The organism is Achromobacter deleyi, from assembly GCF_902859705.1.
GTDB classification, from domain to species: domain Bacteria; phylum Pseudomonadota; class Gammaproteobacteria; order Burkholderiales; family Burkholderiaceae_B; genus Achromobacter; species Achromobacter deleyi.
The window spans coordinates 1-14,616 of sequence record NZ_CADIJO010000003.1; the positions used below are offsets into that span (position 1 = coordinate 1).

Here is a 14,616-nt window from a genome sequence, read left to right on the forward strand (position 1 = left end):
GGGCCCCGTGCTGGAAAGCCGCCAGCTGCCCATCGGCGTGGTCACCAACATCGTCGGCATCCGCCGCGTGCAGATCGTGGTCGAAGGCCAGCCCGACCACGCCGGCACCACGCCCATGGACATCCGCCGCGATGCCCTGGTGGGCGCGGCCCGCCTCATCGACGCCGCCAGCCGCCAGGCCAGCGCCGCCAGCGGCAATCCGCATTACGTGGTGGCCACGGTGGGCAAACTGGCCATGACGCCCAACGCCGCCAACGCCGTGCCCGGCCGCGTCGAACTGACGCTGGAAATGCGCAGCGACAGCAATGCGGTGCTGGACGCGTTTCCCGAAACGCTGATGGCCTCGGTGGCCGACGACCTGAAGGCGCTGCGCCTGACCGCCGGCTTCACCCAGCTGAGCCGCGCCCAGCCCACCGACTGCGCGCCGCTAGTCATGGACGCAGTGAAGGCCGCCGCCGACCAGTTGGGCTACGCCAGCATGCGGCTGCCCAGCGGCGCGGGCCACGACGCGGTCTACATGGCGCCCACCGGCCCCATCGGCATGATCTTCATTCCCTGCCTGAACGGCCGCAGCCACTGCCCCGAAGAATGGATCGAACCCGCCCAGCTGCTGGACGGCACGCGCGTGCTGTATCAGACGGTGCTGGAACTGGATCGGGTGCTGCGCGGGTAAATGACGGACGCCAGCTTGCGAATGCCCTGGCGCGCCGCCACGACCGCCACCGCCAGCGGCAACGCGATATCCCACTGGGCCAGGAACAATTCAAAGGTCGGTTCCCAGCGCGCCCAGGTGTTGCCGAACACGATCGGGGCCGGCGGCCCCAGATAAATGGCCAGCAGCGTCGCCCCCATGCCGGCCGCGGCGCGGCCGCTGGCAGACCGGCCCAACGGCGTAAACCGTTCGGCCACAACCAGCGCCAGCCAGGCCGCCAGCCCGGCGAATGACGCATCCAGAAAGAAGTCCGACCGCTCGTACAGATAGGGCGCATCGGGAATCGCCAGGCCGTACGACCCGGTCTGCAATTTGGCGGTCAGGCAGGCGCCGAACAGGGCCGCGGCGGCGGCAAGCAACAGGGCATCGCAAAGCTGCGAAAACAGCTTGAACATGGGCAGGAAGGCCGGCAAAAAGCTACATTATCCGGTATCCCTTTCCCTTCGGGCCTACCATGCAGGCGATCCGATTTCTCTGTGCGCTTGCGCTGGCCTGCACGTCGCCCGGCATCTGTCTGGCCGCCCCCCAGAAAGACCTGCGCTACGGCCCAGATGCCGCGCAGCTGGCCGACGTCTACCTTCCCGACACGGCCGCCGCGTCGCCCGCGGCGGCGCCCATCCTGGTGATGGTGCACGGCGGCTCGTGGCTGTACGGCGACAAGGCCGAACCCGTCGTCATCGACCACAAGCTGGTGCGCTGGCTGCCCCTGGGTTTCGTGGTCGTCTCGGTCAACACCCGCATGCTGCCCGCGGCCCGGCCCGAGGCGCAGGCCGAAGACCTGGGCCTGGCCGTCGCCTGGATTCAACGGCAGGCCGTCGCCTGGCATGCCGACCCCAACCGCATCCTGCTCATGGGGCATTCGTCCGGCGGCCATCTGCTGGCCTTGCTGGCCGCCGACGACGCCCTGCGCCAGCGCACGGGCGCACACCCCTGGCTTGCCAGCGTCATCCTGGACGGCGCGGCCTTCGACCTGCCCGAAATCATGTCGCAGGAACATGCCTCGTTCTATGAAGACGCGTTCGGCACCGATCCCGCCCGCTGGCTGCCGGCATCGCCCGCCGAACACCTGAGCGGCCCCAATCCCCCCACCTTGCTGGTGTGCTCGACGCTGCGGCGCTTCTCGTGCCAACGCACGCAGGAATATGCCGACCGGCTGACTGCCCAGGGCGGCCACGCCCAGGTGCTGCCGGTGGCCCGCGACCACGGCCAGATCAATTCCGACGTGGGCGCCGACAACGAAGAAACCCGGGTGATTCTGGATTTCATCGATGCGCAGTTGCGGCGCCAGACGACAGAGAAAACAAGATGACACTGCCTTTGCGCCGATCCATTGCGGGCGTCCCGCCGGCCCCCTCGCGCCGCCTGTCGCCCCGCTGGCGATACGCAACCGGTCTGCTGCTGGCCCTGGCCGGTGCGCAGGCGCTGGCGGCCGCCACACAATGCCCAACGCCGCCTCCCGGGCCGCGCGACCTGCAAGGCACGGGCTACTACACCGATGCGGCCCACTCAAAGATCGATCCGCAATTACAGGCCCGCAACCGCGCCCAGACGCGCCCCCTGGACGACTACGCGCAGCGCATCGCCACGATGTCCGACGCCTACCTGGCCGACAACGACGCCGCCGCCGGCCGCTGCGCCCAGGCCTGGCTGGCCGCGTGGGCGCAAGATGGCGCGATGCTGGGCCGGATGATCCGCGACAACAACGACCAGCCCGACTACCTGCGCCAATGGACGCACGGCGCCGCTGCCCTGGCCTACCTGAAGACCTTGCCGCTGGCCACGCCGGCGCAGCGGGGCGTCATCGAACCCTGGCTCAAGCAACTGTCCCGCGTCAACCTGGCCTACTGGGACGATGCCCGGCACAAACGCAACAACCACTATTACTGGACCGGCGTCGGCATCATGGCCACGGCGGTGGCCACCCACGATGCCGACCTGCTGCGCAGCGCGCAGGCCATTTACCGCAAGGGCGTGGACGACATCCAGCCCGACGGCAGCCTGCCCATGGAAATGGCGCGCGGCCGCCGCGCCCTGCACTATCACGACTACGCCGCCGCCCCGCTGGTCATGATGGCCGAACTGGCTTACGAAACCGGACAGAACTGGTACACCTACCGCGATGGCGCGCTGGGCCTACTGGCACGCCGCGTGGCGGATGGCTATCGCGACAGCGCCTGGTTCGCCCAGCACGCCGGCACGGCGCAAGAGGCCGAACGGCCACATGGCAGCAGCGGCTGGGTCGAGTTCTACCGCCAGCATGCCGCCGACCCGCACGACTTCGACGCCATGCATGCCGAGGGGCCATTCAAGGACCCCCGGCTGGGCGGCAACCTGACCCTGATGGCCCGCCACGGCATCGTGCCCAAACCCTGACACAGGCGTAAACTGGAAGCGCAACCATAGGCTGTACGCGGCCGCCGAGGGGCAGCCGCCGGAGATCACCATGAAACCCACCACGACACGCGCGCTGGCTTTGCTGGCCGCCCTGCTTATCCTGGGCGGCTGTTCGTCCCTGGGCCCTGGCGGCCCGCCGCACCCCGGCGCCGTCAACCCCTACAGCAGCGGCGGCTTCCGCGACGCCGGCCCGAACTATCCGGACACCGGTCCGTAATCACTCGCCCTTGCCTGCGCCGGCCCGCCTTCCCTGGCGTCAGCCGGCCGCCGGCTTGGCCGCATCAGATCAACACCTGCGCCAGCACCCACGCCGACGCCAGCGACGTCGCCGCCTGCCGTCCGGCCAGGCCCCAGGCATGGCGTGCCCCCAGTTCGCGGCCAACGGTCCATAGCGTCACCAGGCACGCCGAACAGGTGGACGCCAACCACACCAGCACGAAGGTCTGCGCCGCCGTCAGTTGCGCCAGCAGCGCGCCCTGCCCCTGGTTCAGCGCCAGCAGGCCATCCTTGCGCAACAGCGAAAACACCACCCCGCCCGCCGCCTGCGCCGGCAGGCCCAGCGCCGCCATGGGCGCGGCCATCCACGACGACAGCGCCTGGATCGCGCCCACGCCTTGCAGCAAGGAAGCGAACAGGCAGATCAGCAGAAACACCGGCATCGCCTGCTTCAGGAATTGCGCCAGCACGGCGCGCAGACGCCATGCCACCCCGCGCCACGACGGCCATTGCAGATACGCCTGACCGGACAGCGGCGCGGCGGCATCGGCCCGCAGCGCGCCATGCCACAGCCGCGTGTGCACGGCGCCGACGGCGAACAGCAGGAACAGGTACGGCGCAAACAGCCACAGCCGCCCGGCCGCGCCGAACACCGACAGCGTCGCGCCGATCTGGTAACTGCACGCCGAACCGAACGCGATCAGGCTGACGCAGGCGCGCCGCGTGCAGGCCGAGCAGCCCCGGCTCTGGAACGTGGCCACCACATTGCAGCCAAAGCCCGACAGCACCGGGATCAGGTCGCGTCCGCTCAGGCCGATGTGCCGCAGCGCCGGGTCCAGCGCTGCGGTCATGCGGTCCTTCAGCCCGCTTTCTTCGGACAGCGCCATCGACACGCCGATCAGCGCCACCACTGGAAACGCCCAGATGAATGAATACAGCCCCAGGCTGACCAAACCATAGCTGCCGACCAGCACCGTCTGCAACGCGGCCGGCGTGGCTGCCAGGGCGTGGGTCAGCGGCTGCACCAGCGCGGCATCGGCCAAGGGTTGCAGCCATCCGGACAGCAGGTAGGCCAGTACCACCGGCAACGCAAACATCGACAGCAGCGCCAGCAATGCCCACCACGCACCCAACCGCGCGTGGTCGAACGGCGTGCGCTGCGGCCGGCGCAATCCCGCGGCCCGCCAGGCCACCAGCGGCGCGGGTGCGGCGGGCAGCAAGACCGCTCCCGCCAGCGCCGCATGCACGGCGGCCAGTTCCTGCGCCGCGGGTGCGCGGGCGTTGATGGCCGCCACCGGCACACCCAGCGCGGCGCCGCAACGCGCGGCCAACGCGGGCCCGTTGTCGCATTTGTCGGCAAAGGTCAGCACCACGCAGACGCGCCGCGTTCCCGCCAGCGCGGCCAGCAGTTCGCGCATGCGCGTCGGCGCATCGGTCACGCGCATCACCACCGCCACCACGGCGGCGGGCGTCAGCCGTGCCAGGGCCAGTCGGGTGGCGGCGCTGTCTTCGCGCAACCGCACGCCCGGCGTATCCACCAGCCGGGTACCGGTATCGTGCAGCCAGGCCTCGCGGCAGGCCACGGTGGACCCCGGCACGTTGTTCTCGTCGCCGACCGCCTGGCCCGTCAGGCTGCGAAACAGCGCCGACTTGCCCGCGTTCTCCAGGCCAGCCAACACCACCGTGTCAGCATTCGCAGGCGTCATCGCAGCAATCCGCGTTGCCGAACGGGCCCCAGGCACCCGCCGCGGGCGCATCGTCTTGCGCGGGCAGGCCCAGGTGCTGCGCCACCATCCGCGCCACGCCGTCAAAGCGCTGGCGGAACTTGTAGATGAAGCAATAGATGCGGCGGTCCTGCCGCACCTGCGGCCCCGCCAGGAACAGGCCGGGCGTCAGCGTGGATTCGTCATGCGCGCTCAATACGGGCCGGCCATCGGGCGTCCAGTCGAAGCATTCACGGATCAACTGCGCGCCGCCGCCCCGCAGAAAGCCGGTGCCCAGGATCGGCTCGTGCGCGCTGGCAAACACGCGGCCGTCCTCGGCCAGCGCCACGAAGCCCGCGGCCTCGCGCCGCACCTCCAGCACATTGACCCCGAACGCGATCTGCAGCCGGCCGCTGTCCAGCGCCTGGTACAGCCGCTGGCGGCTGTACGGCGACAGCGACAGGCTGGGGTCGTGCGGACTGGCCGGGTCCCAGGTCGACTTGCGCGCCAGCAATTGCACGCGGGCACCGCCGGCCACCAGGTTCACGGCCGCGTCCACGCCGCTTTCATAGCCGCCGATCACCAGGTATTCGTCGCCATCGAAAGCAGACCAGCTGTCCACCTCGGCGTAGTGCACGCAACCCTGTGCCCCCGCGAAGGGCCGCAGGTCGGGATACTGGTATTCGCCCGTCGCCCACACCACCGACCGCGCCAGCGCTGTGCCCTTGGAGGTGTCCAGCCGAAACTCGCCGCGCGGCCCGCGCGTCAGTCCGGTCACATCGCACCCCAGCGCCAAAGGCACCTCATGGGCCTGTGCCACCCGTTCCAGGTATTGCGCATAACGCGGACCGTCCAGGTGTTCCATGCCCGCAGACAAGGCCGGCGAACTGGTCTCGGTCACGGCATTCAAGTCCGCCAGGCCAAACGGATTGCTGTAGAACGACGGCGTGATGAAACGCGTTTCCTGCGGCCACGCCAGGAACGAGGCGCCCACCTGGTGCCGGTCGATCACCACACACCGCCGCACCCCGTGCCGCGCCAATGCGATCGCCATGCCGATCCCGGCGGGGCCGGCGCCCACCACGGCAACGTCAAGCACGTTCGATTGCACAATGCGCCGTTACTTGTTTTTTGCGCCGCCCTGGCGCGCCTTGAAGCGCGGGTTGGACTTGCAGATCACGTAGATGCGCCCGCGGCGCTTGACGACCTGGCAGTCCCGGTGGCGGGTCTTGGCGTCTTTGAGAGAGGAAAGGACTTTCATGCGGGGCTCCGGAAGGAAGGGGAAATGCAGACCCCGATCTCGCGTCAGCGGGATCAGCGGCCAGACAATAATGATATGTAATAACATTCCATTTGTCACGCTGCATTCAAAACCAGGGCTTGCAGCCGTCCCGCCTCGCGGGTAAATTGTTGACAATCTATCGCCCAAAGGCGACTTACACCGGGTTTTCACCCAGATAAAGAACAGATTGTTGACACAATGAGCAAAGTGCTGACGCTACCCAGCGCCGAGCCTGGCGATAACGAGACCCTGGCGGAACACATCTTCCGCAAGATCCAGTCCGCCATCGTCAAAGGCGAAATCGCCCCCGGCAGCAAGATCTCCGAACCGGAACTGGCGCGCATCCACGGCGTCAGCCGGGGCCCGCTGCGCGAGGCCCTGCACCGGCTGGAAGGCCAGAAGCTGCTGGTGCGCGTGCCGCATGCCGGCGCCCGCGTCGTGTCGCTCAGCCCCAAAGAGCTGGCCGAGCTGTATGAAATCCGCGAATCCCTGGAAGGCATGGCTTGCCGCCTGGCCGCAGACCGCATGCCGCCCGCGGAAATCGAAGAACTGCGCCAGGTGCTGCAAGCCCACGAAAAAGACGAGGCCTTCCAGGCGGGCATCGGCTACTACCAACAGGAGGGCGACTACGACTTCCACTACCGCATCGTCAAAGGCAGCGGCAACGAAATGCTGTTTCGCATGCTCTGCGACGAGCTCTACCAACTGGCGCGCATGTACCGCATCCAGTATTCGACCACCCCGAATCGCCCCCGGCAGTCGTATGCCGAGCACCACCGCATTCTTGACGCCATCGCCGACCGCGATGGCGAGCTGGCTGAACTCCTGATGCGCCGCCACATCCGCGCATCCCGTCTCAACATCGAAAATCAGATCGCTCAGGGCAACCTGAAGCGCACCGAGGCATGAACAAATCCTATCGCAAGCCCCTGCCCGGCACCCGCCTGGACTACTTCGACACCCGCGCCGCCGTGGACGCCATTTCGCCTGGCGCCTACGACCGCCTGCCCTATACCTCGCGCGTGCACGCCGAGAACCTGGTGCGCCGCTGCGACCCCGCGATGCTGACCGATGCGCTCAAGCAGCTGATCGAACGCCGCCGCGACCTGGACTTTCCGTGGTATCCGGCCCGCGTGGTCTGTCATGACATCCTGGGCCAGACCGCGCTGGTCGACCTGGCCGGCCTGCGCGACGCCATCGCCGACAAGGGCGGCGACCCCGCCAAGGTCAACCCGGTGGTGCCGGTGCAGTTGATCGTCGACCACTCGCTGGCCGTGGAATACGGCGGCAACGATCCCGATGCCTTCGAGAAGAACCGCGCGGTCGAAGACCGCCGCAACGAAGACCGCTTCCACTTCATCGACTGGACCAAGCAGGCCTTTCGCAACATCGAAGTCGTGCCCCCGGGCAATGGCATCATGCACCAGATCAACCTGGAGCGGATGTCGCCGGTGATCTACACGCAAGACGGCGTGGCCTTCCCCGACACGCTGGTCGGCACCGACAGCCACACCCCGCACGTGGATGCGCTGGGCGTCATCGCCATCGGCGTGGGCGGCCTGGAAGCCGAAAACGTCATGCTGGGCCGCGCCTCGTGGATGCGCCTGCCCGACATCATCGGCGTCGAACTGTCCGGCCGCGCCCAACCCGGCATCACCGCTACCGACGTGGTGCTGACGCTGACCGAATTCCTGCGCAAGGAAAAGGTCGTGGGCGCCTACCTGGAGTTCTACGGCGAAGGCGCCGCCAGCCTGACGCTGGGCGACCGCGCCACCATCTCGAACATGGCGCCCGAATACGGCGCCACCGCCGCGATGTTCTCTATCGACCAGCAGACCATCGACTACCTGCGCCTGACCGGCCGCGAAGACGAGCAGATCGCGCTGGTGGAAACCTACGCCAAGACCGCGGGCCTGTGGTCCGACAGCCTGAAGACCGCCGAATACGAACGCGTACTGCGCTTTGACCTGTCGACCGTGGTGCGCACCCTGGCTGGCCCGTCCAACCCGCATCGCCGCCTGCCGGTGGCCGACCTGGCCGAACGCGGCATTTCCGGCGTGGTCGAAAACCAGCCCGGCCTGATGCCCGACGGCGCCGTCATCATCGCCGCCATCACCAGCTGTACCAACACCAGCAACCCGCGCAACGTCATCGCCGCCGGCCTCTTGGCGCGCAACGCCAACCGCGCCGGCCTGACCCGCAAGCCCTGGGTCAAGAGTTCGCTGGCGCCTGGTTCGAAGGCCGTGGCCCTGTACCTGGACGAAGCCGGCCTGACCGAAGACCTGGAAAAGCTCGGCTTCGGCGTGGTGGCGTTTGCCTGTACCACGTGCAACGGCATGTCGGGCGCGCTGGACCCCGTGATCCAGCAGGAAATCATCGACCGCGACCTGTACGCCACCGCCGTGCTGTCCGGCAACCGCAACTTCGACGGCCGCATCCACCCCTACGCCAAGCAGGCCTTCCTGGCCTCGCCGCCGCTGGTGGTGGCCTATGCCATCGCCGGCACCATCCGCTTCGACATCGAACGCGACGTGCTGGGCACCACCGCCGATGGCCGCGAGATCCGCCTGAAGGACATCTGGCCCACCGATGCCGAGATCGACGCCACGGTCAAGGCCGCCGTCAAGCCCGAGCAGTTCCGCAAGGTCTACGCGCCCATGTTCGGCATCCAGAACGAGCGCCAGGCCGGCGTCAGCCCGCTGTACGCCTGGCGTGCGCAAAGCACCTACATCCGCCGTCCGCCGTACTGGGAAGGCGCGCTGGCCGGCGCGCGCACGCTGCGCGGCATGCTGCCGCTGGCCGTGCTGGGCGACAACATCACCACCGACCACCTGTCGCCGTCCAACGCCATCCTGATGGACAGCGCCGCGGGCGAATACCTGCACAAGATGGGCCTGCCCGAAGAGGACTTCAACTCGTACGCCACCCACCGCGGCGACCACCTGACGGCGCAACGCGCCACCTTCGCCAACCCCAAGCTCTTCAACGAAATGGTGAAGAACGCGGACGGCACGGTCAAACAGGGGTCGCTGGCACGCGTGGAACCCGAGGGCAAAGAGATGCGCATGTGGGAAGCCATCGAAACCTACATGGACCGCAAGCAGCCGCTCATCATCGTGGCGGGCGCCGACTACGGCCAGGGTTCGTCGCGCGACTGGGCCGCCAAGGGCGTGCGTCTGGCCGGCGTTGAAGCCATTGCCGCCGAAGGCTTCGAACGCATCCACCGCACCAACCTCATCGGCATGGGCGTGCTGCCGCTGGAATTCAAGCCGGGCGTGAACCGCAAGACGCTGGGCCTGGACGGCACCGAGACCTACGACGTGGCCGGCGAACGCAAGCCGCGCGCCGACCTGACGCTGGTCGTGCACCGGCGCAACGGCGAAACGCTGCAGGTGCCGATGACCTGCCGCCTGGACACCGCCGAGGAAGTCTCCATCTACGAAGCCGGCGGCGTGCTGCAGCGCTTTGCCCAGGACTTCCTGGAGGCCGAATCGGCCGGCTCGGCCAAGCAGGCCGGCTGATCTCCGCAACCCTCATCAAGGCGGGCGCCCCGCGCGCCCGCCGCCCACATTCAAGACACCAGGACTGCCCCATGGCCCACGCACCCCAGATCAAGATTCCCGCCACCTACATGCGCGGCGGCACCAGCAAAGGCGTGTTCTTCAAGCTGGACGACCTGCCCGAAGCCGCCCGCGTGCCGGGCCCGGCCCGCGACGCGCTGCTGATGCGCGTCATCGGCAGCCCGGACCCCTACGGCAAGCAGATCGACGGCATGGGCGCAGCCACCTCCAGCACCAGCAAGACCGTCATCGTCGGCAAGAGCACCCGCCCCGACCACGACGTGGATTACCTGTTCGGCCAGGTCTCGATCGACCAGGCCTTCGTCGACTGGAGCGGCAACTGCGGCAACCTGTCCGCCGCGGTCGGCCCCTTCGCCATCACCAACGGCCTGATCGACCCGGCCCGCATTCCGCAGAACGGCATCGCAGTGGTGCGCATCTGGCAGGCCAACATCCAGAAGACCATCATCGCCCACGTACCCATCACCGACGGCGCCGTGCAGGAAACCGGCGACTTCGAACTGGACGGCGTGACCTTCCCCGCGGCCGAGCTGCAGCTGGAATTCATGAACCCGGCCGAAGAAGGCGACGGCGGCTCGATGTTCCCCACCGGCAACCTGGTGGACGACCTGGAAGTGCCCGGCGTGGGCTCCTTCAAGGCCACCATGATCAACTCCGGCATTCCCACCATCTTCCTGAATGCCGACGCCCTGGGCTATAGCGGCGCCGAACTGCAGGACGACATCAATGGCGACGCCGCCGCGCTGGCTCGCTTCGAGACCATCCGCGCCCACGGCGCGCTGCGCATGGGCCTGATCAAGTCCCTGGAAGAAGCCGCCGCCCGCCAGCACACGCCCAAGGTCGCTTTCGTGGCCGGCCCCAAGGCCTACACCGCGTCCAGCGGCAAGCCCATCGGCGCCGATGACATCGACGTGCTGGTGCGCGCGCTGTCCATGGGCAAGCTGCACCACGCCATGATGGGCACCGCGTCGGTCGCCATCGCCACCGCCGCCGCCGTGCCCGGCACGCTGGTCAACCTGGCGGCCGGCGGCGGCCAGCGCGACCAGGTCTGCTTCGGCCACCCGTCGGGCACGCTGCGCGTGGGCGCCGAGGCCCAATTGGTCGACGGCGAATGGACCGTCACCAAGGCCATCATGAGCCGCAGCGCCCGCGTGCTGATGGAAGGCCGCGTGCACGTGCCGCGCGTCGGGTTCTAAGGTCCGGGCTGCGGTATTCTCTGCCGCAGCCCCCTACCGACGGACTCCTCCATGGCATTTCCTCGCGCCCCGCGCGCGCTGCGCGGAATCAAGGCTGGCCTGGCCAGCGCCGCACTGGTCGCGTCGGCCGCTGCCGCCGCCGACGCCACCCCGATCCTGATGCAGCCCGCGCCGGGCGCCACCTACGTCCACGGCCGCTATTACCTGATTCCCCAGCCCTACGCGGCGGTCAAGGCCGACCTTGAAAAAGGCCTGTCTGACCCGGGCCTGGGCGGCTTCAGCCAGCGCGACGACAGCGCCCCCGTTTCGGCCATGGAGTTCTATTGGGCGCAGGTCGCGGCGCGCCACCTGCCCGCCGTGAAACAGGCGCTGGATGGCCAGGCCAGCGGCCACGCCACCCCGGTCCTGGACAAGGCGCTGGCCGCGGGCGTCATCACCGCCGACGAACGCGACGCCTTCCGCCAGGCCATCGCCCGCCAGCCCGACTATGCCGACGAAGCCATCAAGTCGCTGCCGTTCTTCTCGCAGCCGGTGGCGCGCTGGTCGTTCGAGCGCGAACGCGAGAAATCCCGCCGCACCCAGGCCGACTACGGCACCGTCATGGACGTCTCTGCCCTGGCCGGCCGCGCGCCATTGACGCTGGTCTGGTACGGCGGCGCGGCCACCACCGTGACCCGCCATTTCCGCATGACAAGCTGCATGATCGGCGTGGCCTGCTTTCCCGATCCGCATATCGAACGCAATGCGCAGACCGTCGAACACGCCGATCCGGCGCTGGACCGCTACATCGACAGCCTGACGCAGCGGCTGCAAGCCCTGCCCCAGGGCGATGCCGACCGGATCATGCAGGCGTACTTCGACGCCTATGCGCGCGGCGCGGCCGCCGCCACCACACAGCCCGCCCCCGCCGTCGCCGCGTTGCCGGAAACCACCCTGCCGGGCACGCCCTTGCCGGCCGACGAATCCGACCTGCGCCGCTACGACAACGACAGCTGGCGCCTGATCGCCCTGCCCGACGGCAGCCTGCTGGCGTCCGGCGCCGCCGTGCACCGCTACGTGCCGCGCGCCGGCACAGCCATCGATCGCGAAAACGGTCCCGCGGGCTTCGGCATGGCGCGCACCTTGAAGATCGCCGCCGACGGCCAGGTCTGGGGCCAAGGCCTGCGTGAAGACGGCTCAGCCGTCCTGCTCGCCTGGCGGCCCGGCCAGCGCCAGGCCACACCGTTCGCGCTGGCAACGGCGATGCCCGACCGCCGCATCGACGACTGGACCCTGCCGGCCCGTGGCGGCGTCGCGCTGCGCGTGGGCGACACGCTGTACACCATGACGCCCCAGGGCCGCTGGAGCCAGCGCCCCTGGGATGCGTCGCTGCGCCGCGCCGCCAGCGACGCGCTCGAACAGGCCTTGCCGTGGCGCTACAGCGAAGCCATTCAATTCGGCGATGGCCTGTTCTGGGGCGCCGACCGCGACGGCTACGGCATCGATCCGGCCACCGCCCGCGTGGCCGCCAGCTTCAAGACCACCGCCGACAAGCTCTTTTTCGGCAGCCGCCGCGGCAACTGGGCCCTGGCCCTGTCCGAAACGCCTGACGGCCGGCGTCTGCGCGCCATCGACCTGGCCACCGGCCAGGCCCGCTTCGATCTGGAAACCCCGGCCGTCTACTACACTTCCAGCGCGGCGCGCAGCGCCCACGGCCGCCTGCTTGCCGTCAGCGGCGCCGACACCACCGTGGTGGTCATGGATATGGCCGCAGGAAAGATGCGGCTCAACCTGCGCGCCCCCAAGGACTACAGCGTCAGCGCCATGGCCTTTTCGTGGGCAGGCGACCGGTTGTGGATCTACGCCCGGCCCGTGGGCAACAACGGACCCGCGCAGTTGCTCAGCTGGGACGTGCCGGCAGACCTGCGCGATGCCGCGCAGGGGCAGGATATTCCCGATCAGTTGCGCTGCGGGTATTCGATGGAATGCCGCTGACTTACTTGCCCTGCTCTTTCGGCGCGCTGGCCACCAGCGCGTCAAAGGCCTTGTCCAGGCTGGCCAGCGAATCGGCGATATGGGCGCGGCGTTCCTTGATCCACTTGTCCTGCGACGCCAACTGCTCGCGGGCTTCCTTGATCATGCGGTCCATCTCGGCGGGCTGCGGGCCGCCACTGGTGGCGCGGTTCTTCACGATGGCCACCGGGTCCAGCGTCGAGCGGAACTCGGCTTCGCTCATCGGCAGTTCGTTCGGGTACTTCGACCCCTTCATCGCCTCGGCGTAGATACGGCGCGCCTGGTCATACGGGAAGTCCAGCGGCTTGATGTTGTTGGTCTTGGCGTAGCTCACGACTTCCGACGCAAAGTGGTGGCCGTCGCGGAACGGCAGCTTGTACTTGCGCATCAGCACGTCAGCCAGTTCCTGCGAAGCCGTCCAGTCGCTGTTCAGTTCTTCCAGCGCGCGGTCCGGGCTGATGACCATGGCCTTGAGCACGCGGTCCCAGCGCTTCAGCGCCGAAATGCCGCTGTCGACCATCGCCGAATTCTGCTTCACGTCCTTGGGGTCGCTCATGCCCGGGGTGATGTTGTGCGTCTGGATCACCGGGCCCATCGCCAGCGTCACCGCCGTGGACGCATCGCTGCGCGTGTCGTTCAGCAAGCCCGGGTTGCGCTTTTGCGGCATGGCGCTGGACACATAGGTATTGCCGCCGCCCTCTTCCAGCAGAATCCACGGACGCGACTGCGCATATTGCGTCATCACGTCTTCCACGAAATTGCCCGTGCGCAATGCGATGCTGGTCACGATGGACGCCACTTCCACCGGCTGGTCCATCGACGAGATCTGCGACGCGTCATAGGCGTTGTCCACCAGCGCCGTGAAGCCCAGGTATTGCGCCATGCGCTTTCTGTCCAGCGGCCAGCTGGTGCCGTTCAGCACCGTGGTGCCCATGGGCGAACGGTCGATGCGCACATAGGCTTCGCGGATGCGCTGGGCATCGCGCGCCAGCCCCGCCGCCTGGCCCAGCAGATAGTGGCCGTAGCTGTTCGGCTGCGCGGCCACGCCATTGGTGTAGTTCGGCACGATGGTGCCGGCGTGCTTGGCCGCCAGTTCCACCAGCGTGGTGGACGTGGCGTTCAGCTGATCCGCCAGTTCCAGCAGCTTGTCGCGCAGGATTGCGCTGCGGTAGGTCGCGTGCATGTCCTGGCTGGAACGGCCCGCGTGCAGCAGCGTCACGTCTTCGCCCGCCGCCTTGATCAGCAGCGGCTCGAACGTGATGACGCTGGCCGGCCGCTTGGCGCCGGGCTGGTTGCCGTCGTTGATCACCTTGGCCACGCCGGCCGCCAGGCGCGGCGCCATGGACTTGTCCAGCAGCCCTTCGTCGGTGTTGATCACCGCCGTGGCCTTGTTGATCTCGCCCAGCCAGAAGAACGGATCATGCGCGGGCGGCTTGGCAGCGGCCGGCGCGGCGGGCGCCTGCTGGGCCAGGGCGGCCTGGCTGCCAAGGGAAAAAACAAGGGCTGCGCCCAGGGCGGGCAGGAAATGTCTCATGGCGTT

General features: G+C 68.4%; 13 protein-coding genes. 8 read left to right on the forward strand and 5 right to left on the reverse strand.

Going from position 1 to position 14,616, the window contains the following annotated elements; all coding sequences use genetic code 11:
- On the forward strand, nucleotides 1–673 hold a 673-nt coding region (locus tag HV798_RS04970; protein WP_175191820.1), incomplete at its 5' end, for a M20/M25/M40 family metallo-hydrolase.
- On the opposite strand, the gene HV798_RS04975 is transcribed toward HV798_RS04970, so the two are convergent.
- Complete coding sequence (locus HV798_RS04975; protein WP_175191819.1) at nucleotides 634–1,107, reverse strand: hypothetical protein; 474 nt, start codon at nucleotides 1,105–1,107, stop codon at nucleotides 634–636. The genes HV798_RS04970 and HV798_RS04975 overlap by 40 nt on opposite strands.
- 59 nt (nucleotides 1,108–1,166) lie before the next feature.
- Between HV798_RS04975 and HV798_RS04980 the strand changes: the two genes are divergently transcribed.
- From HV798_RS04980 to HV798_RS04990, 3 genes are all read left to right on the forward strand, one after another.
- The gene (locus HV798_RS04980; RefSeq protein WP_175191818.1) at nucleotides 1,167–2,021 is read left to right on the forward strand and encodes an alpha/beta hydrolase; all 855 of its coding nucleotides are present in this window, start codon (nucleotides 1,167–1,169) and stop codon (nucleotides 2,019–2,021) included.
- Nucleotides 2,018–3,085 carry an alginate lyase family protein gene (locus HV798_RS04985; protein WP_175191817.1) on the forward strand — a complete coding sequence of 356 codons (1,068 nt, stop codon included), beginning with the start codon at nucleotides 2,018–2,020 and terminating at the stop codon, nucleotides 3,083–3,085. Before HV798_RS04980 ends, HV798_RS04985 begins: the two co-directional genes overlap by 4 nt.
- A 70-nt stretch (nucleotides 3,086–3,155) precedes the next feature.
- A complete protein-coding gene (locus tag HV798_RS04990) occupies nucleotides 3,156–3,323 on the forward strand; it encodes a hypothetical protein (RefSeq protein ID WP_115596977.1) in 168 nt (55 codons plus the stop codon).
- Nucleotides 3,324–3,387: 64 nt separating this feature from the next.
- On the opposite strand, the gene HV798_RS31835 is transcribed toward HV798_RS04990, so the two are convergent.
- The 3 genes from HV798_RS31835 to ykgO are packed head-to-tail and all read right to left on the reverse strand — an operon-like array spanning nucleotide 3,388 to nucleotide 6,286.
- A complete protein-coding gene (locus HV798_RS31835; RefSeq protein ID WP_175191816.1) occupies nucleotides 3,388–5,028 on the reverse strand; it encodes a nucleoside recognition domain-containing protein in 1,641 nt (546 codons plus the stop codon).
- The gene (locus tag HV798_RS05000; RefSeq protein WP_246288584.1) at nucleotides 5,009–6,124 is read right to left on the reverse strand and encodes an NAD(P)/FAD-dependent oxidoreductase; all 1,116 of its coding nucleotides are present in this window, start codon (nucleotides 6,122–6,124) and stop codon (nucleotides 5,009–5,011) included. Before HV798_RS05000 ends, HV798_RS31835 begins: the two co-directional genes overlap by 20 nt.
- Nucleotides 6,125–6,145: 21 nt before the next feature.
- Nucleotides 6,146–6,286, reverse strand: a complete 141-nt coding sequence (ykgO, locus tag HV798_RS05005) for a type B 50S ribosomal protein L36 (protein WP_025138121.1) — start codon at nucleotides 6,284–6,286, stop codon at nucleotides 6,146–6,148.
- Nucleotides 6,287–6,505: 219 nt separating this feature from the next.
- Here ykgO and HV798_RS05010 point away from each other — a divergent pair, with 219 nt between their 5' ends.
- From HV798_RS05010 to HV798_RS05025, 4 genes are all read left to right on the forward strand, one after another.
- Nucleotides 6,506–7,216, forward strand: a complete 711-nt coding sequence (locus HV798_RS05010) for a GntR family transcriptional regulator (RefSeq protein ID WP_175191815.1) — start codon at nucleotides 6,506–6,508, stop codon at nucleotides 7,214–7,216.
- The gene (gene acnD, locus HV798_RS05015; RefSeq protein WP_175191814.1) at nucleotides 7,213–9,828 is read left to right on the forward strand and encodes a Fe/S-dependent 2-methylisocitrate dehydratase AcnD; all 2,616 of its coding nucleotides are present in this window, start codon (nucleotides 7,213–7,215) and stop codon (nucleotides 9,826–9,828) included. The genes HV798_RS05010 and acnD overlap by 4 nt, the downstream gene beginning before the upstream one ends.
- A gap of 71 nt (nucleotides 9,829–9,899) precedes the next feature.
- Nucleotides 9,900–11,084: a 2-methylaconitate cis-trans isomerase PrpF gene (gene prpF, locus HV798_RS05020; RefSeq protein ID WP_175191813.1), complete on the forward strand. Its 1,185-nt coding sequence runs from the start codon at nucleotides 9,900–9,902 to the stop codon at nucleotides 11,082–11,084.
- Between the two features lie 51 nt (nucleotides 11,085–11,135).
- Nucleotides 11,136–13,058: a WD40 repeat domain-containing protein gene (locus tag HV798_RS05025; RefSeq protein ID WP_175191812.1), complete on the forward strand. Its 1,923-nt coding sequence runs from the start codon at nucleotides 11,136–11,138 to the stop codon at nucleotides 13,056–13,058.
- Between the two features lies 1 nt (nucleotide 13,059).
- Here HV798_RS05025 and HV798_RS05030 read toward each other — a convergent pair whose 3' ends face one another.
- Nucleotides 13,060–14,610, reverse strand: coding sequence for an argininosuccinate lyase (locus HV798_RS05030; RefSeq protein WP_175191811.1), 1,551 nt, complete (start codon nucleotides 14,608–14,610; stop codon nucleotides 13,060–13,062).
- Nucleotides 14,611–14,616: the final 6 nt, after the last annotated feature.

What these genes read in the sequence shown, in the direction of transcription:
- HV798_RS04975 (WP_175191819.1), bottom strand. Translation starts at nt 1,107, where the DNA reads ATGTTCAAGCTGTTTTCGCAGCTTTGCGATGCCCTGTTGCTTGCCGCC.
- HV798_RS05025 (WP_175191812.1), top strand. Translation starts at nt 11,136, where the DNA reads ATGGCATTTCCTCGCGCCCCGCGCGCGCTGCGCGGAATCAAGGCTGGC.
- acnD (WP_175191814.1), top strand. Translation starts at nt 7,213, where the DNA reads ATGAACAAATCCTATCGCAAGCCCCTGCCCGGCACCCGCCTGGACTAC.
- HV798_RS04985 (WP_175191817.1), top strand. Translation starts at nt 2,018, where the DNA reads ATGACACTGCCTTTGCGCCGATCCATTGCGGGCGTCCCGCCGGCCCCC.
- prpF (WP_175191813.1), top strand. Translation starts at nt 9,900, where the DNA reads ATGGCCCACGCACCCCAGATCAAGATTCCCGCCACCTACATGCGCGGC.
- HV798_RS04990 (WP_115596977.1), top strand. Translation starts at nt 3,156, where the DNA reads ATGAAACCCACCACGACACGCGCGCTGGCTTTGCTGGCCGCCCTGCTT.
- HV798_RS04980 (WP_175191818.1), top strand. Translation starts at nt 1,167, where the DNA reads ATGCAGGCGATCCGATTTCTCTGTGCGCTTGCGCTGGCCTGCACGTCG.
- HV798_RS05010 (WP_175191815.1), top strand. Translation starts at nt 6,506, where the DNA reads ATGAGCAAAGTGCTGACGCTACCCAGCGCCGAGCCTGGCGATAACGAG.
- ykgO (WP_025138121.1), bottom strand. Translation starts at nt 6,286, where the DNA reads ATGAAAGTCCTTTCCTCTCTCAAAGACGCCAAGACCCGCCACCGGGAC.
- HV798_RS05030 (WP_175191811.1), bottom strand. Translation starts at nt 14,610, where the DNA reads ATGAGACATTTCCTGCCCGCCCTGGGCGCAGCCCTTGTTTTTTCCCTT.
- HV798_RS31835 (WP_175191816.1), bottom strand. Translation starts at nt 5,028, where the DNA reads ATGACGCCTGCGAATGCTGACACGGTGGTGTTGGCTGGCCTGGAGAAC.